General features: G+C 52.0%; 22 protein-coding genes. 2 read left to right on the top strand and 20 right to left on the bottom strand.

All coding sequences use genetic code 11. The features are described 5' to 3' along the window. Positions 1 to 44 precede the first annotated feature (44 nt). Positions 45 to 2747: a preprotein translocase subunit SecA gene (gene secA, locus A0G03_RS15185; protein ID WP_048262332.1), complete on the bottom strand. Its 2703-nt coding sequence runs from the start codon at positions 2745 to 2747 to the stop codon at positions 45 to 47. 111 nt (positions 2748 to 2858) lie between these two features. Further along, positions 2859 to 3374: a secA translation cis-regulator SecM gene (gene secM / locus A0G03_RS15190; RefSeq protein WP_189315225.1), complete on the bottom strand. Its 516-nt coding sequence runs from the start codon at positions 3372 to 3374 to the stop codon at positions 2859 to 2861. A 26-nt stretch (positions 3375 to 3400) separates the two neighbouring features. On the opposite strand from secM, the gene A0G03_RS15195 reads away from it, so the two are divergent. Next, on the top strand, positions 3401 to 3928 hold the full coding sequence (locus A0G03_RS15195; protein ID WP_048262335.1) for a DUF721 domain-containing protein: 528 nt from the start codon (positions 3401 to 3403) through the stop codon (positions 3926 to 3928). Between the two features lie 12 nt (positions 3929 to 3940). Here A0G03_RS15195 and lpxC read toward each other — a convergent pair whose 3' ends face one another. The 16 genes from lpxC to mraZ form a co-directional block, all read right to left on the bottom strand. Then, the gene (gene lpxC, locus A0G03_RS15200; protein ID WP_039278868.1) at positions 3941 to 4858 is read right to left on the bottom strand and encodes a UDP-3-O-acyl-N-acetylglucosamine deacetylase; all 918 of its coding nucleotides are present in this window, start codon (positions 4856 to 4858) and stop codon (positions 3941 to 3943) included. A gap of 104 nt (positions 4859 to 4962) precedes the next feature. Then, positions 4963 to 6114 (bottom strand): cell division protein FtsZ, encoded by a 1152-nt coding sequence (ftsZ, locus tag A0G03_RS15205; RefSeq protein ID WP_011095311.1) that lies wholly within the window; start codon positions 6112 to 6114, stop codon positions 4963 to 4965. 68 nt (positions 6115 to 6182) lie between these two features. Then, positions 6183 to 7439 (bottom strand): cell division protein FtsA, encoded by a 1257-nt coding sequence (ftsA, locus tag A0G03_RS15210; RefSeq protein ID WP_010298002.1) that lies wholly within the window; start codon positions 7437 to 7439, stop codon positions 6183 to 6185. 53 nt (positions 7440 to 7492) lie between these two features. After that, complete coding sequence (gene ftsQ / locus A0G03_RS15215; protein WP_048262337.1) at positions 7493 to 8320, bottom strand: cell division protein FtsQ; 828 nt, start codon at positions 8318 to 8320, stop codon at positions 7493 to 7495. 1 nt (position 8321) lies between these two features. Continuing rightward, positions 8322 to 9242 (bottom strand): D-alanine--D-alanine ligase, encoded by a 921-nt coding sequence (locus tag A0G03_RS15220; protein WP_048262338.1) that lies wholly within the window; start codon positions 9240 to 9242, stop codon positions 8322 to 8324. An 8-nt stretch (positions 9243 to 9250) separates the two neighbouring features. Next, the gene (gene murC, locus A0G03_RS15225; RefSeq protein ID WP_048262341.1) at positions 9251 to 10711 is read right to left on the bottom strand and encodes a UDP-N-acetylmuramate--L-alanine ligase; all 1461 of its coding nucleotides are present in this window, start codon (positions 10709 to 10711) and stop codon (positions 9251 to 9253) included. Positions 10712 to 10773: 62 nt separating this feature from the next. After that, on the bottom strand, positions 10774 to 11865 hold the full coding sequence (gene murG, locus A0G03_RS15230) for an undecaprenyldiphospho-muramoylpentapeptide beta-N-acetylglucosaminyltransferase (RefSeq protein WP_048262343.1): 1092 nt from the start codon (positions 11863 to 11865) through the stop codon (positions 10774 to 10776). Further along, positions 11862 to 13064: a cell division protein FtsW gene (gene ftsW, locus A0G03_RS15235; RefSeq protein WP_048262344.1), complete on the bottom strand. Its 1203-nt coding sequence runs from the start codon at positions 13062 to 13064 to the stop codon at positions 11862 to 11864. The genes murG and ftsW overlap by 4 nt, the downstream gene beginning before the upstream one ends. Further along, the gene (gene murD, locus A0G03_RS15240) at positions 13064 to 14380 is read right to left on the bottom strand and encodes a UDP-N-acetylmuramoyl-L-alanine--D-glutamate ligase (RefSeq protein WP_048262346.1); all 1317 of its coding nucleotides are present in this window, start codon (positions 14378 to 14380) and stop codon (positions 13064 to 13066) included. The genes ftsW and murD overlap by 1 nt, the downstream gene beginning before the upstream one ends. 3 nt (positions 14381 to 14383) lie before the next feature. Continuing rightward, entirely contained in the window at positions 14384 to 15466 is a 1083-nt protein-coding gene (gene mraY, locus A0G03_RS15245; RefSeq protein ID WP_048262348.1) for a phospho-N-acetylmuramoyl-pentapeptide-transferase, read from the bottom strand. Next, the gene (gene murF, locus A0G03_RS15250) at positions 15460 to 16821 is read right to left on the bottom strand and encodes a UDP-N-acetylmuramoyl-tripeptide--D-alanyl-D-alanine ligase (RefSeq protein ID WP_048262350.1); all 1362 of its coding nucleotides are present in this window, start codon (positions 16819 to 16821) and stop codon (positions 15460 to 15462) included. The genes mraY and murF overlap by 7 nt, the downstream gene beginning before the upstream one ends. After that, positions 16818 to 18305: a UDP-N-acetylmuramoyl-L-alanyl-D-glutamate--2,6-diaminopimelate ligase gene (murE, locus tag A0G03_RS15255; RefSeq protein ID WP_048262351.1), complete on the bottom strand. Its 1488-nt coding sequence runs from the start codon at positions 18303 to 18305 to the stop codon at positions 16818 to 16820. The genes murF and murE overlap by 4 nt, the downstream gene beginning before the upstream one ends. Beyond that, the gene (locus A0G03_RS15260) at positions 18292 to 20055 is read right to left on the bottom strand and encodes a peptidoglycan glycosyltransferase FtsI (protein WP_048262353.1); all 1764 of its coding nucleotides are present in this window, start codon (positions 20053 to 20055) and stop codon (positions 18292 to 18294) included. Before A0G03_RS15260 ends, murE begins: the two co-directional genes overlap by 14 nt. 23 nt (positions 20056 to 20078) lie before the next feature. Then, on the bottom strand, positions 20079 to 20399 hold the full coding sequence (gene ftsL / locus A0G03_RS15265; protein WP_039305741.1) for a cell division protein FtsL: 321 nt from the start codon (positions 20397 to 20399) through the stop codon (positions 20079 to 20081). Next, a complete protein-coding gene (gene rsmH / locus A0G03_RS15270) occupies positions 20396 to 21340 on the bottom strand; it encodes a 16S rRNA (cytosine(1402)-N(4))-methyltransferase RsmH (RefSeq protein ID WP_048262355.1) in 945 nt (314 codons plus the stop codon). The genes ftsL and rsmH overlap by 4 nt, the downstream gene beginning before the upstream one ends. A 2-nt stretch (positions 21341 to 21342) precedes the next feature. Further along, entirely contained in the window at positions 21343 to 21801 is a 459-nt protein-coding gene (gene mraZ / locus A0G03_RS15275; RefSeq protein WP_048262358.1) for a division/cell wall cluster transcriptional repressor MraZ, read from the bottom strand. An 889-nt stretch (positions 21802 to 22690) separates the two neighbouring features. Between mraZ and A0G03_RS15280 the strand changes: the two genes are divergently transcribed. After that, entirely contained in the window at positions 22691 to 23128 is a 438-nt protein-coding gene (locus tag A0G03_RS15280; RefSeq protein ID WP_048262359.1) for an L-alanine exporter AlaE, read from the top strand. Between the two features lie 66 nt (positions 23129 to 23194). On the opposite strand, the gene cra is transcribed toward A0G03_RS15280, so the two are convergent. Continuing rightward, on the bottom strand, positions 23195 to 24199 hold the full coding sequence (cra, locus tag A0G03_RS15285) for a catabolite repressor/activator (protein ID WP_039305730.1): 1005 nt from the start codon (positions 24197 to 24199) through the stop codon (positions 23195 to 23197). A 270-nt stretch (positions 24200 to 24469) separates the two neighbouring features. Further along, a partial coding sequence (gene ilvN, locus A0G03_RS15290; RefSeq protein WP_101749520.1) for an acetolactate synthase small subunit occupies positions 24470 to 24796 on the bottom strand: 327 nt, incomplete at its 5' end.

Consider the following 24796-nt stretch of genomic DNA (forward strand, 5'->3'; position numbering starts at 1 on the left):
GGTCAATGACCGCCTTTGTACTTATCACATTTTAATCACTGGATTTAGCTCTGCAAGCGGCCGTGGCACTGCTTATATTTCTTGCCTGAGCCACATGGGCAAGGATCGTTACGTCCAATTTTACGGTCTGCCTGCGCCGGTGAACCCGTATTTAGGCTGTCTTCTTCCTGATGACTAAACTGCTGCTGCTGCGCCAAACGCTCTGCTTCTTCACGGCGTTGCAGCTCCAGCGCTTCGATTTCTTCCGGCATTCTCACCTGAACTTTGCTCAACGTACTGATCACTTCATATTTCAGTGATTCCAACATCGCGGCAAACATAGAAAACGACTCACGCTTATATTCTTGTTTCGGATCTTTCTGTGCATATCCACGCAGGTGGATGCCCTGACGCAGGTAATCCATTGCCGCCAGATGCTCTTTCCACAGGGAATCCAGCGTCTGCAGCATCACGCCTTTCTCGAAGTTGCGCATGACTTCATTGCCAACCACTTCTTCTTTGCGGTGATAAACTTCAAGCGCCTGTTGGAAAATACGCTCACGCAGCGTTTCTTCGTGCAGTTCAGGCTCTTTATCCAGCCACGCCTTGATCGGCATATCCAGATCGAAATCGTTCTTCAGGCGCTGTTCCAGACCTTCCGTATCCCACATCTCTTCCAGAGACTGCGGCGGAATATAGCTGTCGATGGTCGTTTTAAATACATCTTCACGAATACTGGTGATGGTTTCACTGATATCGGACACGTCCAGCAGCTCGTTACGCTGCGTGTAGATCGCACGACGTTGATCGCTCGCTACATCATCGTATTCCAACAGCTGTTTACGAATATCAAAGTTACGGCTTTCTACTTTGCGCTGGGCGTTAGCAATCGCCTTGGTGACCCACGGGTGCTCAATGGCTTCACCTGGTTTCATACCCAATTTACGCATCATGTTAGAAACACGATCGGAGGCAAAAATACGCATCAGCGCATCTTCCATCGACAGGTAGAAACGTGATGAACCCGCATCCCCCTGACGACCGGAACGACCACGAAGCTGGTTATCGATACGACGAGATTCATGGCGCTCAGTACCGATAATGTGCAAACCGCCCGCCGTCAGCACAGCATCATGACGCACTTTCCAGGCTGCTTTAATTTCTGCAATTTGCTCATCATCTGGGTTTTCCAGATGTGCCACTTCTGCTTGCCAGCTACCGCCCAATACGATGTCCGTACCACGACCGGCCATGTTGGTTGCGATAGTGACAGCGCCAGACTGGCCAGCCTGAGCGACGATATCTGCTTCCATCGCGTGGAACTTCGCATTCAATACATTGTGCTTGATGCCCGCTTTCTCGAGCGCTTGAGAAACCACTTCGGATTTCTCAATGGAGATCGTACCAACCAGAATCGGTTGACCTTTTACGGAGCGGTCTTTGATATCTTCAATGATGGCATCGATTTTTTCCTGCTCGGTCATGTAGACCAGATCAGGCAAGTCTTTACGAATCATCGGACGGTTGGTCGGCACCACAATCGTATCCAGCTTATAAATGGAGCTGAATTCAAAGGCTTCGGTATCTGCCGTACCGGTCATCCCCGCCAATTTTTCATACAGGCGGAAGTAGTTTTGGAAGGTAATGGAAGCCAGCGTCTGGTTTTCATTCTGAATGGCCACCTTCTCTTTCGCCTCTACAGCCTGATGCAGACCATCGGACCAGCGACGCCCTTGCATGGTACGGCCTGTGTGTTCGTCAACGATGATAACTTCACCGTCTTTCACAATGTAATCCACATCGCGGGCAAACAACACATGCGCACGCAGCGCGGCGGTAACATGGTGCATCAGCATAATGTTCGTCGGAGAGTACAGTGATTCCCCTTCCTCCATAATGCCTTCTTTCACCAACAGCTCTTCTACCAGAACCAGACCACGCTCGGTGAGGTTCACCTGACGCGCTTTCTCATCAACAGAGAAGTGACCTTCGCCGTGGAAGGTATCCGAATCTTCTTTATCCTGACGAATGAGGTGAGGAATAATTTTATTGACGCTGATATAAAGCTCGGAGCTATCTTCAGCCGGGCCGGAAATGATCAGCGGCGTACGTGCTTCATCGATCAGGATGGAGTCAACCTCATCCACCAGCGCGTAGTACAGCTTACGCTGCACACGTTCTTCCGGGCTGAACGCCATGTTATCGCGCAGGTAGTCAAAACCGTATTCGTTATTGGTGCCGTAGGTGATGTCTGCGGCATAAGCTTCACGCTTCGCTGGTGCAGGCATCCCCGGCAGGTTGATACCCACGCTCAGGCCAAGGAATTCAAACAAAGGACGGTTATTTTCGGCATCACGCTGTGCCAGATAATCATTCACGGTAACCACGTGTACGCCACGGCCAGTCAGCGCGTTCAGGTACGCAGGTAACGTTGCCGTCAGCGTTTTACCTTCACCAGTACGCATCTCCGCAATGCAACGTTCGTTCAGTACCATACCGCCGAGAAGTTGCACGTCGAAGTGACGCATGCCAAAGACACGCTTACTGGATTCACGCACCACGGCGAAGGCTTCTGGGAGCAAGTTTTCCAGCTTTTCGCCTTTTTCCAGACGAACACGGAACTCCAGCGTTTTCGCTTGAAGTTCCTCATCTGAAAGTTTTTCCATTTCTGGTTCTAAACGACTAATAACATCAACATTTTTACGCATACGACGCAGCGTACGATCGTTACGGCTACCAAAAATTTTGGTTAGAATATTCATGACCATAATAGTTTTAATCTCACAAGTGCCACGTATCCAGTGGCAACACAATATCTAAAACCTGAGAAACTCAGCGAAAACGGGAGAAATTTCTTCAGCTAATTATCCATTACACTTTCAGCTGAGAAAATAGGGCCCTGCACGGATGCCGCGAATTTGGGCAAGCCAGATGCCGATTTGATGATGTGCCTGAGGATAAAAAGTGACTCGCCCAGCGTGGGGGGAGATCACAAAGGGATACTGGAAATCCTGCGTCAGTAACGCATTTAACGTATCCAGTAAGACCAGAGAATGGGGCTGTAGGTCGTCAACCTGTTGCGTATTGACTGTCTGTGGCGTCGTCAACGCAAAAGAAAGATGGCGAATTACCGTACGAATCGCATGCTGATGCCAGTAATCAACGCTATAGGACGAGCGTCGATGCGCTTCTTTGAGCGCCACCAGATCGGTAAGACTCAGTGATACACTATTCTGGCGACTAACGCTTGAGGTTGAATTAGGGAGTGAGGCAATATCCTGTGAGTCGTTCAGGCTTGTCGGCAGACCAAGACTCGCCGCGACCATCCCTAATAAGAGATGCGGCCAGAAATAACGTCTGCCAAATTGTCGCCAACGATTTAGAATACCAATCACGAGTAACATCCACCGGAGCCAGGTCTATGCGTGATAGCCGCCCACAATCACTGGAATTTCTGTTTGATAGCGCATCCATGTCGGGTAAAGGCCCGCTACAAGATGTGCAACAGCGCGCTATCGCCTTATTAAAACTCAACCGTGCCGTACGCGGATTACTGCCTGCACCGTTGCACCCATGGTGCCGCGTCGCTAATTACCGGCAAGGTTTGCTGATCCTGGAAACCGCCAACGCCAGTTGGCTTATGCGGTTACGTTACGAACAGCCTGCGTTGCTCTCTGCATTACGCGCACAAATACTACCATCATTGGCTTCAATCGACATCAGGATTAATCCAACGCTTGCCGCAAAAGGGCATGAAATCGTGAAAAATAGTGATATTTCAGCGGCGGAAAATAGCGAGGGCAAACCGTTGCGTCAATTGAGTGAGCAAAGTGCGGAGACATTGAGGACGTTAGCAGGCAATAGCCCAGAAAAACTCAGAAAGATATTAGAACGACTGGCTTCACTGGCCGGAGAGAGTACCAGTAAAACCAGTCGTAATAAGAAGTGATTACTTCAGGCGTTACGCCAGCACGATAGACGGTGCTTTAAACGCCAGTGGCATTTCAGCTTCGTCTTCAAAGGTCACGTATTCCCACGCTTCCTGATTTGCCAGCACAGCTTGCAACAATTTGTTGTTGAGAGCATGGCCAGATTTAAATGCAGAAAACGCACCGATGATGTTATGACCACACATAAACAGGTCGCCAATGGCGTCCAGCATTTTATGGCGGACAAACTCATCTTCAAAACGCAGACCGTCTTCATTCAGTACGCGGTAATCGTCAACGACGATGGCACAATCCATACTGCCGCCCAGGCACAACCCACGAGACTGCAAGTATTCGATATCGCGCATGAAACCGAACGTACGCGCACGGCTGATCTGGCGAACAAACGCATCAGCAGAGAAGTCCAAACGATAGCGTTGGTTGCCCGCATCAATCGCCGGGTGGTTGAAGTCGATAGTGAAATCCAGACTGAAACCGTTAAACGGTTTCATTTCGGCCCACTTGTCGCCGTCTTCAACGCGAACTGGCTGTTTGATACGTACAAATTTCTTGGCGCAGTTCAGCTCTTCGATACCCGCATCTAACAGCAGGTAAACGAATGGGCTGGCGCTGCCATCCATAATTGGAATTTCTGGTGCGTCAACATCAATGACAATATTGTCAATGCCCAACCCTGCAAGCGCAGCGTTAAGATGCTCCACCGTAGAAATACGCACGTCATGCTCATTAACCAGGCAAGTACAGAGCATGGTATCACGCACGGATTTTGCATCAGCCGGAAAATCAACCGGGGGATTCAAGTCTGTGCGGCGATAGATGACCCCGGTATTTGCCGGTGCAGGACGCATGGTCAAAGTGACCTTCTTGCCGGTATGTAACCCGACACCAGTCGCCTGAACAATACGTTTTAATGTACGTTGTTTGATCATCATTTTATCTCGCATGTTACTGAACCTACCGACCTAGTATATACCAGGCTCGGTGGCACAGTTTAGCACAAAGAGCGGAGATTCCAACGTTATCTGGCAGCAAATTAGTCTGCCTGCTTACGCAGAAACGCCGGGATATCCAGATAGTCTGGCTCTTTATTCGTCTGCGGATTCTGGTCGTTAACCACTTTAGCAGCCGGTTTTTCCTGCGCCAGCGGCGTCATACCGTGTTGCTGATAACGATGATCCATCACAGGTTGGCTGGCCTGCTTGTTCGTTACCAGAGTAATCTCAGGACGTTTGTCCATGCCAATACCCGTCGCAACAACCGTTACACGCAGTTCATCATTCATTTCCGGATCAAGCGACGTACCGATTACTACGGTCGCATTGTCGGACGCGAATGCACGAATGGTGTTACCTACTGTCTCGAACTCATCCAGACGCAGGTCAAAGCCTGCCGTGATGTTGACCAACACGCCACGTGCGCCGGACAGATCGATATCTTCCAACAGTGGGCTGGAGATCGCCATTTCTGCTGCTTCTTCTGCACGGTCTTCACCACGCGCAACACCGGAACCCATCATGGCATAACCCATTTCGGACATCACGGTACGCACGTCTGCAAAGTCGACGTTCATCAGGCCAGGACGCGTGATCAGCTCGGCAATACCCTGCACCGCACCTTTCAGTACATCATTTGCCGCACCAAATGCATCCAGCAGGGAAATACCGCGCCCCAGCACTTTCAGCAGCTTGTCGTTTGGAATCGTGATCAGCGAGTCGACGTGCTTAGACAGTTCGGCGATACCCTGCTCCGCAAACGCCATACGCTTTTTGCCTTCAAAGTTGAAAGGCTTGGTCACCACAGCAACGGTCAGAATGCCCAGGTCTTTTGCTACTTCGGCCACAACCGGTGCAGCACCTGTGCCCGTACCGCCGCCCATACCAGCAGCGATAAACACCATGTCTGCACCTTCTAGTGCTGCACGCAGTGCTTCGCGATCTTCTTCAGCCGAATTACGGCCAACTTCCGGGTTAGCGCCTGCGCCCAGACCTTTAGTGATGCCACTACCGATCTGAATCGTCTGGCCAACAGCCGTTTTACGTAATGCCTGCGCATCCGTGTTGACCGCAAAGAATTCGACGCCTTCGATGCGCTCGCGCACCATGTGTTCGACGGCGTTACCGCCGCCGCCGCCGACGCCGATGACTTTAATCACCGCGTCGTTGGTTAATTCCATTGGTTCAAACATAATTTCTCTCCGTTTGTGCCTGTAACTGCGAGATCATAAAACTGTGCCAGGTGATCTCTTTGATAAAATTAAAATTCTTTCCTCAACCAGCTGTTGATTCTCTTGAACCAGTTGCTCACTGAGGCACGTTTTTCGACTTCATGCTCACCACCTAGGTGAGATTCTTTTCCGTAATGGAGCAACCCAACCGCTGTTGAGTAATAAGGCTCTTGGGCATAATCCGTCAGCCCTGTTATGTTCATTGGTTGTCCAATACGCACCTGTGTGTGGAACACACGCTGCGCACAGGCCGCCAGACCGTCTATTTGCGCGGCACCGCCCGTCAGCACAATCCCTGCCGCCAGATGGTGTTTCACGCCTTGTTGACGCAACTGCTCCTGCAACTGTAAAAGTTCATCGTTCACCAGATTCAACAGCTCGGTGTAACGTGGTTCAATCACTTCCGCTAATGTCTGTCTTTGCAGACTGCGGGGTGGACGTCCCCCAACGCTTGGGACCTCCACATTCTCATCTTTGCCGACGATCGCACCTAATGCACAACCGTGGCGTACCTTGATCGCTTCGGCATCCGTCGGCGGCGTACCGAACGCATAGGCAATATCGCTGGTAACCACATTGCCTGCATACGGAATCACTTTAGTGTGTCGCAATGCACCGCCGGTATAGACCGCGATATCCATTGTACCGCCACCGATATCAACAACGCACACGCCCAGCTCACGTTCGTCTTCTGTCAGCACCGCATAGCTGGAAGCCAATCCCGCAAAAATCAGCTGGTCGACCTTTAAACCACAGCGTTCAACGGCTTTAACAATATTCTTCGCCATATCGTTATGGCAGGTTATCAGGTGGACTTTCGCCTGCATACGCACGCCGGATAAGCCAACTGGGTTTTTAATCCCTTCCTGATAATCGATCGCATATTCCTGTGGAATCACATGGAGAACACGGTGTTCATCGCGCACACGCACAGACTTAGCGGTATGCACCACGCTTTCCACGTCATCCTGCGTGACCTCTTCTTCTGAAATAGGCACCATCCCTATTTCATTCTGGCAACTGATATGTTTTCCCGACAGCGCCAGATACACGGAGGAGATCTGGCAGTCTGCCATCAACTCAGCCTGATCAATAGCGCGCTGAACACATTTAACGACCGACTCCAGATCGTTTACGCCGCCTTTATCCATACCGCGTGACGGGCAACTGCCTACGCCAATAATATTGACCATGCCATCGGGCAGAACTTCCCCTACCAGCGCAGCCACTTTTGCTGTACCGATTTCCAGCCCAACTACCAGTTTTCTGTCCGTCGACTTGATCATTGTTGTTTAGCCTGTGCCTGTTTCTGGTTACTGTTCTGTTGCTGATCAATGTCTTATTGCTGACCAACTCGTTGCCGATCAACATTTTGTTGATCAAGCAAGGCTGGAGCCCAGCCTATCGCGGCTCCGCTGTCGTACCGCAAATCCACATGGCTGAGACGTTTGTTTTCGCTCTGAGCCTGCCGCTGCAACAACGGATATAGCTCGATAAAGCGTTGCAGACGTTTGGCCCTATCGTCCCGCCCCAATTCAAGGCGAGTATCATCATCTAATCCTAGCTGCCACGAATGTCGTGCACTCATCGCAACCATTTTTAACGTAAACTTCCCAGCAGCCAGCGTCTGACTCATTGTGCGATAACCTTCCAGCACTTCGGCTTCACTGCCTTCCGGGCCATACAGCAACGGCATCTTGCGGTTGCCGATACGTTCAGCGGGTACACTGAACGAATTTCCTTCCGCATCAACCATTAGCTGATCATTCCAACGCGCAACCGGAACATATTCAACCAGATGAATCTTTAATTCGTCCGGCCACTGCTTACGCACGCTAGCCTGTTTTATCCACGACAGACGCTCGATCTGCTGCTGGATCACGTTCACATCCTGTGTCATGAACGTTCCCGGCGAGCCCAACGACAAAATTGCCTGACGGATATCGTCGTTGGTGGTGTACTGCCTTTCCCCTGTTACTGCCATGCGGGAGAGCGGCAAGCGGCTGGCGTCTTTCATCCACCCGACCACCATCCAGCTACCCCAGACGATCGTCCCTATCACCATCAGCAGGAAAATTACTCCTGCTAATTGGCCTCCATTACTGCGACGTGTTCCTTTCGTCGGTTCTGGCTCTCGTCCGCGTGTATTCAGCGCTGCCTGCGACATATCAGCCAGCGAGCTCCAGAATTTTCACGACCAGTTGCGAGAAAGTCAGCCCGCGTTGACGCGCGGCCATAGGAACCAGACTGTGGCTCGTCATACCCGGAGAGGTATTCACCTCAAGCAGATAAAAAGCGCCGTCGCTATCCAGCATGAAATCGACGCGTCCCCACCCACTGCAATCCACCGCACGATAAGCCGCCATAGCCAGTACTGCTAACGCCTGCTCTTGCTCATCCGACAAACCGCTCGGACAGAAATACTGCGTATCATCTGATAAATACTTCGCTTCATAATCGTAAAACGTACCCGCAGGCTGAATACGAATAGAAGGCAATACTTCGTCACCCAGGATCGCAACCGTGTACTCTGGGCCGCTCAGCCATTTTTCGACCAGAACATCGTCATCGTGACGAAATGCTTCTTCGAGGGCAGCTGGTAGCTCACTGAGCGCGTTCACTTTGCTCATTCCAACGCTGGAACCTTCACGGCTTGGCTTGACGATCAGTGGCAACCCGAGGTGGGTGAACTGCGCCAATAATGCACTCGCCGCCGTTTCTGAATACTGGCGACGATCCAGCGCCACATACGGCGACACGGGCAACCCCACCGCTTGCCATACCTGTTTGGTCCGGCGTTTATCCATCGTCAGTGCAGATGCCATGACGCCGCTACCGGTATAAGGCAGCCCCAGGAACTCCAGGACCCCCTGTAATGTACCATCCTCGCCACCACGACCATGCAAGGCGATGAAAACGTTAGTAAAACCTTCTTCCTTCAACGTCGTCACAGGGAAGTCACGCGTATCAACCGCATGCGCGTTGATGCCAGCTTCTTTCAGGCCAGCCAAAACCGCCTGACCGGAAAGCAACGACACTTCACGTTCGGCAGAGGTTCCACCAAGCAATACAGCAACTTTCTCAGTCATGATGTTCCTCATTCGCTTATCTGCGGCTGTAATCTGGAATCAGCCAGTTTACGCGCCAATTTACCGATGTTGCCGGCTCCCTGAACCAAGATCAGGTCTTCACCTCGTAGCGCCTGTGACAACAGTTCCGGTAAAGTATCCACATCCGTCACCAGAATCGGATCAATCTTACCTCTTCCGCGAATCGTACGGCACAGCGAACGGCTGTCTGCGCCTGGAATCGGCGCTTCTCCCGCGGAATACACATCCAACATCAGCAACACGTCAACCTGTGATAACACATGCGCGAAATCGTCATACAAGTCGCGGGTTCGCGTATAGCGATGCGGCTGAAAAATCATGACCAGCCGCTTATCCGGCCACCCAGCACGGGCAGCTTTAATCGTGGCGTCGACTTCCGTCGGGTGGTGGCCGTAATCATCCACCAACATCGCCGTACCGCTTTGCCCATTAACCAGTTCAAGCGGGTACTCACCGAGGAAATCAAAGCGACGTCCGGTGCCCTGAAAACGCTCGAGCGCACGCAGAATCGCCTCGTCATCAATTCCTTCATCAGTCGCTACAGCAACCGCCGCCGCCGCGTTGAGCGCATTATGACGCCCCGGCGCATTCAGCGTGACGTTCAGCAGCGGTTTGTCTTTCCGCTCCAGCGTAAAGTGCCCTTGCGCGCCAGTCTGGCGATATCCAGCAACGCGGACATCAGCATCATCGCTAAAACCATACGTGGTGATATGACGGCCAACGCGCGGCAACAGTTCGCGAATAACAGCATCGTCAATACACATCACTGCCTGACCATAAAACGGCAAATTGTGCAGAAAATTGATGAACGTCTGCTTCAGGTTCTCAAAATCGCCCTGATAAGTGTCCATATGATCGGCTTCAATGTTGGTCACAATCGCCACCATCGGCTGCAAATGCAGGAAAGATGCATCGCTTTCATCTGCTTCTGCAATCAGGTAACGGCTTGATCCCAAACGCGCATGCGTTCCTGCCGCTTTAACCAACCCACCGTTCACAAACGTAGGATCCAATCCCGCTTCCGCGTAAATACTGGTGACCATCGCCGTTGTGGTCGTCTTACCGTGCGTACCCGCGATCGCAATACCGTGACGGAAACGCATCAGTTCCGCCAACATCTCGGCACGACGGATCACCGGAATACGCGCGTCATGCGCGGCGACAATCTCTGGGTTATCCGCAGTAATCGCACTCGACACGACAACCACACTGGCGTTCAGAACATTCTCTGCACGGTGGTGGAAATAAATCTGCGCGCCAAGTTCGGTCAACTGTTGCGTCACCGCATTCGGTGCCAGATCGGAACCGCTAATTTCATAACCTTCGTTGGCCAACACTTCGGCGATACCACCCATGCCAGCACCGCCGATGCCGACAAAGTGTATGTGCCGGACGCGATGCATCTCGGGCACGATTGAACGTAGTTTCGCCAGTTGTTGAGTATTCACTTTATTCTATCGTTACCTTGTAGCGTCGTCGCACAGCCTTCTGCCCGACAACGTTGTATTAATTAACCATGAGCCACATGTGTGGCCCGACTGCCTGCCGCTGCACTGACTTCCGCCGCAACCCGCTCGGTTGCATCTGGAATCGCCACTGCGCGGGCTTTTTGCGCCATTGTCAGCAATGTCGTGCGATCCCAACCGGACAACACGTCACTGACAGCCGCCACACTGAACTGTGGCTGCTCAATAATTTTTGCTGCGCCAGCCTTTTCCAACGGCAGCGCATTCCAGTACTGCTGCCGATCTTTATGCTGAAACGGCACAAACAGCGCTGGCAAACCAGCCGCCGCAATTTCACTGACGGTCAGAGCACCAGAACGACATACCACAACGTCCGCCCACGCGTAGGCTGCGGCCATATCATCAATAAACTCGGTAATCTTATGCTGCGTCTGCCCAACATCCTGATAAGCCTGCTGAACGGTTGATAACGCCCCTTTACCAACCTGATGCCAAATCGTCACACGATCGCCCAACTGTGCTGCCACACTGGGTAGCGTTTGGTTCAGTACTCTTGCGCCCTGACTACCACCAACAACCAGCACCCTCACAGGGCCTGAGCGATCGGCTAATCGTGTTTCCGGCGCAGGCAGCGCCAACACATCGGTTCTTACCGGATTACCCACGACATCCGCTTTAGGAAACGCGCCCGGAAACGCCTGCAATACCTTTTTAGCGATATGGGATAACCAGCGATTGGTCAGCCCTGCAATACCATTCTGCTCATGCAGTACGACTGGAATGCCACACAGCCAAGCAGCCAGACCGCCGGGGCCGGAAACGTAACCGCCCATACCCAGCACCACATCAGGCTGGTAACGGCGCATAATCGCCCGCGCCTGACGCACTGCCTGAAAAATACGGATCGGGGCACTTAACTGCGCCCGAATGCCTTTACCGCGCAAGCCAGAAATGCGGATAAAATCAATTTCGATACCGTGCTTAGGCACCAAATCGGCTTCCATACGATCCGCCGTACCTAACCAGCGAACCTGCCAGCCCTGCGCCATCAGGTGATGCGCAACCGCCAACCCGGGGAAGACATGCCCGCCCGTGCCACCAGCCATCACCATCAAACGCTTGCCTTCGCCACTCATCGGGCACCTCTCGTAAACGCCTGCGCTTTCGTCAGACGCGTTTCAAAATCAATGCGTAACAGCAAAACAATCGCCGTCGACATAATCAGCAAACTGGAACCACCGTAACTGATCAGCGGTAGCGTTAGCCCTTTCGTCGGCAGCATTCCCGCTGCCGCACCAACGTTTACCAGCGTTTGAAAGCTGAACCAAACGCCGATCGAACACGCTAGAAAGCCCGAAAAGCGCTGATCGATCTCCAGCGCCCGCTTTCCGATAGACATCGCGCGAAAAGCGACGAAGAATATCATTAACAACGCCAAAACCACACCGATATACCCCAGTTCCTCACCTAAAATAGAGAAAATGAAATCGGTATGCGCCTCCGGCAAATATTCCAGTTTCTGTACTGAATTCCCTAGGCCTTGCCCCCAGAATTCACCACGCCCAAACGCCATCAGAGATTGTGTTAACTGGTAACCGTCGCCGAACGGATCTTCCCACGGGTTCCAGAAAGACGTCACACGCCGCATACGGTAAGGTTCAGCCACAATCAACAGGCCAACAGCAAACCCGCCGGAACCAATGATCGCCAGAAACTGCCACATCTTGGCTCCGGCCAGAAACAACATCGCCAAGGTGGTAATAAACAGCACAACCACCGTACCGAGGTCAGGCTGGGCCAGTAACAGCACCGCCAACACCACCATCACGCCCATTGGTTTGCAAAAGCCCCAGAAGTTATTTCGAACTTCTTCAACCTTGCGCACCATGTAACTAGACAGGTAGCAAAACAGCGCCAGCTTTGACAGTTCCGCAGGCTGGATGCGCAATGGCCCCAGCGAAATCCAGCGGGATGCACCGTTGACTGAGCTTCCCACTGCAAGTACAACCAGCAACATGACCATGGCAAGCAATAGCAACACTGGGCTGTAGCGCTGCCATATCTCCATTGGGATACGTAGCGTGATTAACGACAAGCCAAATGCCAAACCCAAATAAATCGCATCGCGCTTCGCAAACAAAAACGGATCACTGGCAAGACGCTGCCCAACAGGCATGGAAGCCGACGTCACCATTACAAAACCAATCACAGCCAGACCAAGCGTCAGCCACACCAGCGTTCTATCGTACAGAACGATGCTGAGCGTATCGCTTTCGCGCGTCCCCATAACCCAGCTCTTGATGCGTTCGATAAACGCCATTCCGAAGAACCGCATTAGCCTAGCTCCTCCGCCAGACGAGCAAATTCATCGCCTCGCTGTTCAAAACTGCGAAACTGATCCAGGCTGGCGCAGGCTGGCGACAGCAGCACCATATCGCCGGGCTTTATGCGTTCGGCGATAACGCGCATCGCTTGTTCCATCGTTTCTGTCTGCTCGGCAATTTCTGGACGCAACGCAGCCAACTGTTGCCCGTCACGACCAAAGCAATACAAGCGAATGCCCTCACCCTGTAAATACGGCACCAGCGGCGAGAAGTCGGCTGATTTTCCGTCACCGCCTAACAGCAGATGCAAAGTACCTTCTACCGCCAAGCCGCTCAATGCGGCCTCGGTGCTGCCCACATTGGTCGCTTTGGAATCATTGATCCACCGCACGCCATTACGCTCAAAGGCCATTTGAAAACGGTGCGGCAACCCGGTAAATGACGTCAACGCCGTCAGCGCAGACGTGCGCGGAATCTTCACCGCATCCGCCAGCGCCAGCGCCGCCAATGCGTTCGTATAATTGTGCTGCCCGACAAGCTTGATTTCACGGGTGTTGAGCACCCGTTCACCGTCCACTCGCAGCCAGGTTTCTCCCTGCTGGCGGTTAAGGTGATAATCGCCAACATCAACACCAAAACTGCGGCAGCGTGCATCCGCACCACGAATCGGCATCGTCAGCGCATCGTCAGCATTCACAACACACAAATCTGCGTGTTCATAAATACGCAATTTCGCCGCCCGATATTGCTGTAAACCAAACGGGTAACGGTTAGTGTGATCTTCCGTCACGTTCAGAATGGTTGCCGCAGCAGCGTGCAGGCTAGTCGTCGTTTCCAGTTGGAAACTCGACAACTCCAGTACATACAGCTGAGCAGGCTGTTCCAGCAGTTGCAGCGCGGGTAGGCCAATATTGCCACCAACGCCAACCTGCCAGCCTGCGGCAAGCGCCATTTCACCGACCAGCGTCGTCACCGTGCTTTTACCGTTAGATCCGGTAATCGCCACAATCGGTGCCTGAGCTTCACGGCAGAACAGTTCGATATCACCAACAATTTCAATGCCAGCGTCGGCGGCATCACACAGAATCGGCGTCGCCAACGCAACACCGGGGCTGGCGACGATCAAATCGGCGTTCATCAGCCAGTCTTCATTCAGGCTACCGAGATGTCGTTCTACCTGCTCCGGCAGTTTATCCAGACCCGGCGGACTGATACGGGTATCCACCACGCGCGGTACGACACCACGTGCGAGAAAGAAATCAACACAGGAAAGCCCGGTCAGACCCAACCCGATAATGACGACTTTTTTACCCTGATAGTCCACCATGTCTTATCGTACCTTCAGCGTTGCCAGGCCAATCAGCACCAGCATCAACGAAATAATCCAGAAGCGCACAATCACGCGCGGTTCCGGCCAGCCCTTAAGTTCATAATGATGATGAATTGGCGCCATGCGGAAAATCCGCTGCCCGCGCAACTTAAAGGACCCAACCTGCAGAATCACCGACAGCGTTTCGACCACGAACACACCGCCCATAATCACTAACAAAAACTCCTGACGCAGCAGGACCGCAATCGTCCCCAGCGCGCCGCCCAGCGCCAGAGAACCAACGTCACCCATGAACACCTGCGCCGGATAGGTGTTAAACCACAGGAATCCAAGCCCCGAGCCAACAATTGCAGTACAGACGATCACCAACTCACTGGCATGACGGATATACGGGATATGTAGATAGCCGGCAAAATTCATGTTCCCTGTTGCCCATGCCACCAGCGCAAAACCAGCAGCAACAAACACGGTCGGCATGATTGCCAATCCATCCAAACCATCGGTCAGGTTTACGGCATTACTGGTGCCGACGATCACAAAGTAGGCTAGCGCAACATAGAGCAGACCCAATTGCGGCATCACATCTTTGAAAAACGGTACAACCAGCTGCGTGGCTGGCGTATCTTTACCGATGGAATACATAGTGAAAGCCACCACTAACGCAATCACTGACTGCCAGAAATATTTCCAGCGGGCAATCAACCCCTTGGTATCCTTGCGGACCACTTTGCGGTAGTCATCAACAAAACCGACCGCGCCATAGCCTGCTAGCACGAGAAGTACGCACCAGACATACGGGTTAGACAGATTCGCCCACATCAAAACAGAAACGATAATGGCCACCAGAATCATCACGCCCCCCATCGTAGGGGTTCCACGCTTGCTGAAATGTGATTCTGGCCCTTCGTTACGCACTACTTGCCCAATCTGCAAACGTTGCAGCCAGGCGATCATATGTGGCCCCATCCATAAGGAAATAACCAATGCGGTCAGCAGGCTGACAATGGCGCGGAACGTCAAATAAGAAAAGACGTTAAAACCGGTATAAAGTTTGGCCAAATGTTCGGCCAGCCATACTAACATTGAGCATTCTCCTGTAATGCATGTACAACCTGCTCCATCGCAGCACTGCGTGAGCCTTTAACCAATACGCTGATGACGTTATGTTCTGACATCAGCACCTTCAAACGTGAAACCAGTGCAGCTTTATCCTGAAAATGCTCACCATTGCCGCTGGCAATGCCGATCAATTCACTCAAAGTTCCCACACTCAATACGCGATCGATGCCCGCAACACGCGCCGCCTCGCCCACTTGACGATGACACTCAGGAGCATCATCCCCCAGCTCGCCCATATCGCCGACAACCATCACGCGGTAACCCGGCATCTCTGCCAATACCTGTGCCGCGGCCGTCATCGAGCCCACGTTGGCGTTGTAGCTATCATCCAACAGCAGCTTGCCTTCAGACAAAGCAATCGGAAACAGCCGTCCCGGCACCGCCTGAAGCTGGGATAATCCAGATTTAATAGCTTCCAGCGTTGCTCCGACGGACATTGCCAGCGCAGTCGCTGCCAGTGCATTCGAGATGTTATGACGACCAGGCAAAGGCAGCAGAACCTGAATTTCGCCAAATGGCGTGTGTAGCGTGAAACGCGTACCTTGCGCTAAAACGGCTACATCGCTGGCAAAGAAATCAATGTCGCCAGCAGCCTGCGGCGAGAAACGCCAGACCGTTTTATGATTCAACATGACCTGCCAGTGCGGGAAATCGTTACTGTCTGCATTCACGATCGCTACGCCGTCTACTGGCAAACCAGAAAAAATCTCACCTTTCGCCTGCGCCACACCAGCCAGTGAACCAAAACCTTCCAGATGCGCGGCAGCCAGATTGTTGACCAGCGCACTTTCCGGCCGCACCAGATCGGTGGTATAGGCAATCTCACCAATGTGATTCGCCCCCAGCTCAATCACCGCAAACTGGTGTTCCGCGGTCAAACGCAGCAGCGTTAACGGCACACCGATGTCGTTATTGAAGTTACCCGCGGTATACAGCACGGAACCGCACTGACGCAGAATCGCCGCCACCATCTCTTTAACCGAGGTTTTACCGGATGAGCCTGTCAAGGCAACAACACGCGCCGTTGACTGCTGGCGTACCCAGGCCGCTAATTGGCCCAGCGCCAAACGCGTATCGTTCACCAGCAATTGAGGCACATCAGTAGGTAAGCGCTTACTGACTAAAAGAGCCGCCGCACCGCCTTTCACCGCATCAGCAGCGTAATCGTGTGCATCAAATTTTTCGCCTTTTAGCGCGACAAATAAGCAACCAGACGACAGCTTGCGCGTATCGGTTGAAACATCTTCAATATCAATGTTTTCGCCAATCAACTGCGCATTCAGCACCGTGGCAAGCTGCTGCAAGGAAACGCGAATCATGCAATCACCCCCAGCAGACGGGCAACGGTGATGCGATCGGAATAATCAAAACGTTGATTACCAACGAGTTGATAATCTTCGTGTCCTTTGCCCGCCACCAGCACCACGTCATTTTCCTGAGCCTGCATGATGGCACTGGTGACCGCTTCAGCACGCCCGTGAATCACCTGAACTCGTCCAGCATCCAGCAATCCGGAGAGAATATCGGCAACGATGGCCTGAGGCTCTTCACTACGTGGGTTATCATCCGTCACCACAACGCGATCGGCCAGTTGTTCTGCGATGCCGCCCATAAGTGGGCGCTTACCTTTATCACGATCGCCGCCGCAGCCAAACACGCACCAGAGTTTCCCCAGACAGTGCAAACGTGCGGCTTCAAGCGCTTTTTCCAGTGCATCAGGCGTGTGAGCATAATCAACAACGACCGTTGGCTTTCCTTCAGCATGGAAAACTTCCATACGGCCACATACGGGTTGCAGTTGAGATCCGGCGATGACCAATTTATCGAGCGGATAGCCAAGAGACAGCAGCGTTGACAGCGCCAGCAGCATGTTACTGACGTTAAACGCGCCCATCAGGCGGCTTTCAATTTCGCCATTTCCCCAGCTTGAATCAAATGCAATCGTGGCGCCGTTGTCGTGATAATCAATCTGTGTCGCTTTCAGCCAGCGCCCACGGCAGCCGGGGACCAAATTGTTTTCCATCGTCACAGCAACTGCGTCCGGGAGCTTCGCCAACCAACGCAGCCCGACCTCATCATCAGCGTTGATAATCATCTGCCCCACGCGATACTCGGCAAACAGCGCCCATTTGGCCGCTTCATAGCTTTCCATATCGCCGTGGTAATCAAGATGGTCGCGGCTCAGATTGGTGAACACCGCCGCGGCAAATGGCAACGCAGCCACGCGGTTTTGTACCAGACCGTGGGAAGACACTTCCATTGCGGCAAATGTCGCGCCTTGTTCTACCAGTTGGCTTAACACCTGCTGAATATCGACAGCGGAACCTGTCGTATTCTCTGTCGGAATCGCACGACCCAATAGGCCATTACCGACAGTGCCCATCACTGCACTCGTTTCGCCTAATGCTTGGCTCCACTGCGCAAGAAGCTGAGTCGTTGTCGTTTTCCCGTTGGTGCCCGTTACCCCAATCAGCTGTAACTTTTCCGCAGGCTGCTGATAAAAACGGCCCGCCAACGCGGAAAGTCGCTGGTTCAGATTACTGAGATACACCACTGGCACACCGTGCATTTCGCGAACAGTGCCATCAGCAGCCTCACCTTCTGCTTCGGCAACAATCGCTGCTACGCCTTGCGCAATTGCCTGCGGAATATAGCGCCGTCCATCTGCTTTGTGCCCGACAATCGCGACAAACAGATCCCCGGCAGCCGCAACGCGGCTGTCTAATGTCATTTCCCGCAGCGCGCGCGCCGGAGTGTCTTGCACCCACGGCGCAAGTAAATCGCGCAAATTACGATCTGCCACCTGATCCCTCTTCTCTATTAATTACAAACTCGTTTTTGTCGCCCGTCGGCAACGCATCCGGTTCGATATTCATCGTACGCAGAACGCCGCCCATGATGGCGCCAAAGATTGGCGCAGAAACCGCGCCGCCGTAATACTTCCCTGCCTGCGGATCGTTGATCACGACAACCAGAGCAAAACGCGGGTTGCTGGCTGGAGCCACACCCGCCGTGTAGGCAATGTATTTGTTGATGTACTTGCCATCCGGTCCAACTTTCTTGGCTGTACCGGTTTTAATCGCGATCCGGTAACCTTTGATGGCCGCTTTAGTACCGCCGCCGCCGGGTAACGCAACGCTTTCCATCATGTGCACCACGGAACGCACAAGCGCTTCAGGGAAGACACGCTCGCCAGGAACAGGTGGATCAACTCGAGTAATCGACAGCGGACGGTAAATACCGAAACTGCCGATCGTGGCGTAGACTCGCGCTAACTGTAACGGTGTTACCATCAGCCCGTAGCCGAAAGAGAAGGTGGCCCTCTCTATGTCAGACCACCGTTGTTTTTGAGGGTATAAGCCACTGCTTTCTCCGACCAGCCCCAAATTGGTCGCTTTTCCTAATCCAAAGCGCGCGTAAGTATCTACAAGCGCAGAGGAAGGCATCGCTAACGCCAGCTTAGACACGCCAACGTTACTCGATTTCTGAAGCACACCCGTCAGCGTCAATTCGCTGTAACGCGCCACATCTTTGATCTCATGACCATTGACGTAATACGGTAGGGTGCTAAGTACACTGTTTTCTTTCACCACTCCGCGCTGCAGCGCCGTCATCACCACCATCGGTTTAACGGTAGAGCCGGGCTCGAAAATGTCGGTAATTGCGCGGTTACGCATAATGTCTTGCGGCGTACCCGACAGATTGTTCGGGTTATAAGACGGGCTATTCGCCATTGCCAGCACTTCGCCAGTGTTAACATCAACCAGTACGGCCGTTCCTGACTCAGCTTTGTTAAAGGCAACAGCGTTATTGAGTTCGCGGTAAACCAGCGCCTGCAAACGCTCATCAATACTGAGCGCCAGATTGTGTGCAGCCTGGCTGTCAACGGAAGAGATATCTTCAATCACGCGGCCAAACCGGTCTTTACGCACGGTTCGTTCGCCGGGTTGCCCAGTCAGCCAGCGATCAAAGCTTTTCTCTACGCCTTCAATGCCTTGCCCATCAATGTTGGTGAAACCGATAAGGTGAGAGGTCACTTGTCCAGAAGGATAATATCGGCGAGACTCCTGCCGCAAATTAATGCCCGGCAATTTCAGCTTATGGATGTATTCGCCAATAGCCGGGTTCACCTGACGCGCCAGATAAACAAAGCGCCCTTTAGGGTTAGCATTGATCTTGGTTGACAGCTGATCTAACGGGATATCAAGCGCATCGGAAAGTGCTTTCCAGCGTGTATCTAGCGTAATGCCACCACGTTCGTTGACTTCTTTCGGATCGGCCCAGACGGCATTCACCGGCACGCTGACGGCCAAAGGTCGTCCGGCGCGATCGCTTATCATGCCGCGCGCCGTTGGCACTTCCTGCACACGCAGAGAACGCATATCCCCTTCGCGCACCAGTTTGTCTGGGTTGATGACCTGAAGATAAGCCGCGCGAGCCATTAAGCCAGCCATCGCAAGCAGGATACAGCCGCAAAGTAACGCAAAACGCCAGCTAACAAAGCTGGCTTGATCTTCTTGGCGCTTTAACTTTCCTGTACGGGCTGCTTTCATGCTTAGCTGGTTGCCTATTTAGTTCATTGCTTAACCACAATATTTTCCTGTGACGGATCAACATGCCCCATTTGCAGTTTTTCCGTCGCGATCCGCTCTACGCGGCTGTGATCCCCTAACGAGTTTTCCTCTAGGATCAGATTTCGCCATTCAATATCCAACGCATCACGCTCCAGCAGAAGCTGTTCGCGTTCTGCTGTCAGCAAACGCGTGCGGTGCGCCGTCGTTACCACAAAGACCGCAGAAACCAGCACAGCAACCATCAGCAACACCGGGAGCTTTGCATTACGCAGCAAATCCTCACCGATGACGCCAACCAGAGTATGCCGCTCGTTACCTATCATGCAGGCAATCTCTCAGCGAACCGCAGCACGGAACTGCGCGCGCGTGGGTTTTCTGCCACTTCCTCTTCCGAAGGCATCAGTTTCTTTCCAACAGGTTTTAACGTCTGCCCGCCCTGGCTGCGCAACTGCTCTTCCGTTAACGGCAAGCCAGCTGGCACCTGTGGCCCACGGCTTTGATGCCGAATAAACCGTTTTACAATCCGATCTTCTAACGAGTGGAAACTGATCACCGACAGGCGCCCCTGCGGAGCCAGTACGCTCAGTGCGCCTTCTAACGCACGCTCGATCTCTTCTAATTCGCTATTGATATAAATGCGAATTGCCTGAAAACTGCGCGTTGCCGGATGCTTATGTTTTTCCCGAATCGGACTGGCGGCAGCGATCAACGAGGCCAGCTCTTTTGTCCGCGTCATCGGCTCAGTACGATTACGTTCTACAATCGCGCGGGCAATTCGCTTGGCAAAGCGCTCTTCACCGAACGTTTTCAAGACCCAGACAATGTCGTCAGCTTCCGCTTTCATCAACCATTCAGCAGCGGACGAACCCCGTGTCGGATCCATACGCATATCCAGCGGGCCATCACGCATAAATGAGAACCCACGCTCAGGGTCATCAAGCTGCGGGGAGGAAACGCCAAGATCGAGCAGAACGCCATCGATTTGCCCAGTAAGCCCGAGTTCCGCGACATAATCCGCCATGGCGGAAAACGGCCCGTGAATAATAGAGAAACGTGAATCGTCAATCGCCTTGGCGGCTTCAATGGCTTGAGGATCGCGATCGATAGCTAACAGACGCCCTTCCGGCCCCAGTTGGGAAAGAATCAGACGAGAGTGACCACCGCGGCCAAATGTGCCGTCGATGTATATGCCGCCGCTGCGAATGTTCAGGCCATTTACTGCCTCATCCAACAGGACGGTGGTATGTTTATAATTTTCCAGCATGACTATAGCGATAGGTCCTGCAACCGCCCAGATAAGGGTTCCTGAGTCGATTGTTCAGCGTCAATATCATCCTTGACCTGTTGATACCAAGTCTGTTCATCCCACAGTTCAAACTTGTTGAACTGTCCGACTAGCATCACTTCTTTTTTAAGGTCCGCATGCTGCCTTAGCGTATTCGCAATCAACAAACGTCCTGCACTATCCATTTGGCACTCGCTGGCATGCCCCAACAACAAACGCTGAACGCGACGTTCAGCGGGGTTCATGCTCGACAAACGAGACAGCTTTTGTTCAATAATTTCCCATTCAGGTAGGGGATAAAGCAGTAGGCATGGCTGATGCAGGTCAATGGTGCAAACCATTTGACCTTGCGATTCCCCGTTCAGCATTTCCCGGTATCGGGTAGGCACGGCAAGGCGCCCTTTACTGTCGAGGTTAACCAGCGTAGCCCCACGAAACATACCTGAGTTACCCCTCCATAACCTTTTTCACCACTTTACCCCACAAAATCCCACCTTTAAGAGTGTACGGAGGGTATGAAAACCTTGTCAAGCCAGAGCGGACGCGCTTTGGGATTATTCCTGAATGAATTGGGGCAGATATAGAGGTAAAAGGAATAAGGAGTCAGAATTAACAAAGATTAACGTCATGATAATTTAAGAGAAATTTATAGCGAAACGGGATCATTGCAAACATATAGCGACCAACTCCGGTATCTCGATTATTTTTATTGTCACAAGCTGATACTAAAGATGAGAGCTTTCAGAATAGTCTCATTCGGCCGAACACCTTGAATACCAAGGCCTGAGTGAGCACGCAGAATCATACCGTAGCTGTTAACATTTGCTCAATGTCACATTTTTAACATCAACATCGTTAATTTTATCTTAACCAGCCAATTTACTTTGCGTTAAGTACTCTCACCGACGAATCCGGCTTTCTGAAAAGAAAAGCAGATTCAGGAAACATGCCGAATAAATTGTACATCCCACCTTTCCAGAGAAACCTCAAAAAGGGATATCAGAAGCAGCCCTGTTTTATCGGTCATTTCCTCACTTCCTTTAATGCTTAAACACAATTAAATCCTCGCAGAAACGCCGCTCGCCCTAAAAAATACAAGTCATTGTTTTTAAAAATTTTAAATTCATTGCCGCGATAAAAAAACGAGAAATTTGTCGGATAGAAATAAAGTAGCGGGAAAGTATAAAAAACACTCAAAAATAAATATTTTTACCTAGTATTAAGCCAATCATTCAGTGATGTAAACTACGCAAATAAGATAAGGCATGACAAAAAACCACACAAACCAACCTAACCAGTTTATCCGCCCTAATAATGGAGCACCTAGGTATGTTTTCCCCTACGTCACGATTGCGAAGCGCCACCGCTGATACCTTTGCACTCGTTGTCTACTGTTTCATCATCGGCATGGCGATTGAAATCATGCTTTCCGGGATGAGCTTTGAGCAATCACTGTCTTCGCGCCTGCTATCTATCCCCGTCAATATTGCGATTGCCTGGCCATACGGGATTTATCGCGATCGCGTATTGAATATGGCCAAACGCCACGGTGGTGACCATTTCCTGATACGCAGCGTTGCCGATCTGTTTGCGTATGTCAGTTTTCAATCCCCTGTTTATGCGGCGATTCTCTGGGCTATCGGGGCAAATCCGGCACAAATTCTGACCGCGGTCACTAGCAACCTGGTGATATCAATGGTGATGGGCGTAACGTATGGTTATTTTCTGGAATATTGCCGTCGGCTATTCCGAGTCGCATTGCCATAAAATGAATTGAGATCGGATAAAGAAGAGACGCCATAGCAATCTATGGCGCAAAAATGCAGATAGAGGTTACATACGGCTCAGTGAGCCACGGCGATACAGATTACGCCGGATACGATTCAAGCCAGGCTTCGGCCTTTTCGGTTCATCCAAACTAGCCAGCACCAACTCCAGTACGCGCTCCGCAACTTCACGATGGCGCTGAGCGACAGACAATACTGGGCACTCCAGATAATCCAACAGTTCATTATCCCCAAAGGTCGCGATAGCCAGATTATTCGGCAGACGCCCGTTAATCTTCAGGTTAACGTCCATCACGCCCTGTAATAACGGGAATGAGGTGGTGAATAACGCCTCCGGCATAGGATTATTTTGCAAATAATCCATAAACGCGGCAGCAGAGGCCACACGCTCATAGCTATTGGAATAAAGATAATTCACTTCACGCGGATCGCCTGCCCACGCCTGACGGAACCCCTGCTCACGCAGGAAGCTGACCGAAAGTTCAGGCAAAGCGCCAAGATAGAGTACCGATTTCGCAGGCACTTTCCTTAATTCCTGTGCCAGCATTTCAGCATCTTCAAGGTCGGCACCAACCACGCTGGTAAAGTGCTCACGATCTAACGCCCTGTCTAACGCAATAATCGGCAGGCCGCCGTTTATCCAACGCTGATAAAACGGATGCTCAGGTGGCAACGCGGTAGAAACGATAATCGCATCAACTTGACGCTGTAACAGATGCTCAATACAGCGCATCTCGTTATCCGGCTGATCTTCGGAGCACGCAATTAATAACTGATACCCGCGCTGTCTGGCCTGACGTTCCAGATAATTAGCGATGCGCGTATAGCTGGTGTTTTCCAGATCGGGAATAACCAAACCAATTGAACGTGTGCGTCCAGCACGTAATCCAGCCGCGACGGCGTTGGGATGATAATTGTGCTCCCTGACGACAGCCATGACTTTCTCAACGGTCTTATCGCTTACGCGATATTGTTTAGCTTTCCCGTTAATGACATAGCTGGCTGTCGTGCGTGAAACACCCGCAAGACGCGCGATTTCATCCAGTTTCACGGTAACCCCTTAGTAGGCCGGAAAATAAGTAGGCCGGCTAAATAAAATAATATGATGACCATAAAATCATCATGGATATGGCGTAGATCTAACAGCAGAAGCTTTTGCACGGCAACTGCTTTTATCACGTTACCCACATATTTCAAGCTGCCACATCAATAATGGACGTCTTTTACGCTGAATATATTGCGTATATATAAGATAAGGGCAATGAAAAGGCCCGATACAATTATATCGGGCCTCTTAAAAGAAAAAGCAGCGAAAAGTCGATTAACGCATGATTTTATCGCCGCGCGATACGCCGACGATTCCAGAACGCGCTACTTCAACAATTTCGGACACTTCACGCACGGCACTGAGGAACGCATCCAGTTTATCGCTAGTGCCAGCAAGCTGTACGGTATAAAGCGAGGCCGTGACATCCACAATCTGGCCGCGGAAAATATCGGCGCAGCGTTTCACCTCTTCACGACCATAGCCTGTGGCCTGTAGCTTCACCAGCATGATCTCACGCTCAACGTGCGCACCTTGCCCCAGTTCACTGACGCGCAGGACATCCACCAGCTTGTGCAGCTGCTTTTCGATCTGCTCCAACAC

This window comes from Pectobacterium peruviense (genome assembly GCF_002847345.1).
GTDB lineage: Bacteria > Pseudomonadota > Gammaproteobacteria > Enterobacterales > Enterobacteriaceae > Pectobacterium > Pectobacterium peruviense.

Excerpts from the sequence above, each read along its gene's own strand:
- secA (WP_048262332.1), bottom strand. The coding sequence starts at position 2,747 with ATGGTCATGAATATTCTAACCAAAATTTTTGGTAGCCGTAACGATCGT.
- A0G03_RS15195 (WP_048262335.1), top strand. The coding sequence starts at position 3,401 with ATGCGTGATAGCCGCCCACAATCACTGGAATTTCTGTTTGATAGCGCA.
- lpxC (WP_039278868.1), bottom strand. The coding sequence starts at position 4,858 with ATGATCAAACAACGTACATTAAAACGTATTGTTCAGGCGACTGGTGTC.
- ftsZ (WP_011095311.1), bottom strand. The coding sequence starts at position 6,114 with ATGTTTGAACCAATGGAATTAACCAACGACGCGGTGATTAAAGTCATC.
- ftsA (WP_010298002.1), bottom strand. The coding sequence starts at position 7,439 with ATGATCAAGTCGACGGACAGAAAACTGGTAGTTGGGCTGGAAATCGGT.
- ftsQ (WP_048262337.1), bottom strand. The coding sequence starts at position 8,320 with ATGTCGCAGGCAGCGCTGAATACACGCGGACGAGAGCCAGAACCGACG.
- A0G03_RS15220 (WP_048262338.1), bottom strand. The coding sequence starts at position 9,242 with ATGACTGAGAAAGTTGCTGTATTGCTTGGTGGAACCTCTGCCGAACGT.
- murG (WP_048262343.1), bottom strand. The coding sequence starts at position 11,865 with ATGAGTGGCGAAGGCAAGCGTTTGATGGTGATGGCTGGTGGCACGGGC.
- ftsW (WP_048262344.1), bottom strand. The coding sequence starts at position 13,064 with ATGCGGTTCTTCGGAATGGCGTTTATCGAACGCATCAAGAGCTGGGTT.
- murD (WP_048262346.1), bottom strand. The coding sequence starts at position 14,380 with ATGGTGGACTATCAGGGTAAAAAAGTCGTCATTATCGGGTTGGGTCTG.
- mraY (WP_048262348.1), bottom strand. The coding sequence starts at position 15,466 with ATGTTAGTATGGCTGGCCGAACATTTGGCCAAACTTTATACCGGTTTT.
- murF (WP_048262350.1), bottom strand. The coding sequence starts at position 16,821 with ATGATTCGCGTTTCCTTGCAGCAGCTTGCCACGGTGCTGAATGCGCAG.
- A0G03_RS15260 (WP_048262353.1), bottom strand. The coding sequence starts at position 20,055 with ATGAAAGCAGCCCGTACAGGAAAGTTAAAGCGCCAAGAAGATCAAGCC.
- ftsL (WP_039305741.1), bottom strand. The coding sequence starts at position 20,399 with ATGATAGGTAACGAGCGGCATACTCTGGTTGGCGTCATCGGTGAGGAT.
- rsmH (WP_048262355.1), bottom strand. The coding sequence starts at position 21,340 with ATGCTGGAAAATTATAAACATACCACCGTCCTGTTGGATGAGGCAGTA.
- mraZ (WP_048262358.1), bottom strand. The coding sequence starts at position 21,801 with ATGTTTCGTGGGGCTACGCTGGTTAACCTCGACAGTAAAGGGCGCCTT.
- A0G03_RS15280 (WP_048262359.1), top strand. The coding sequence starts at position 22,691 with ATGTTTTCCCCTACGTCACGATTGCGAAGCGCCACCGCTGATACCTTT.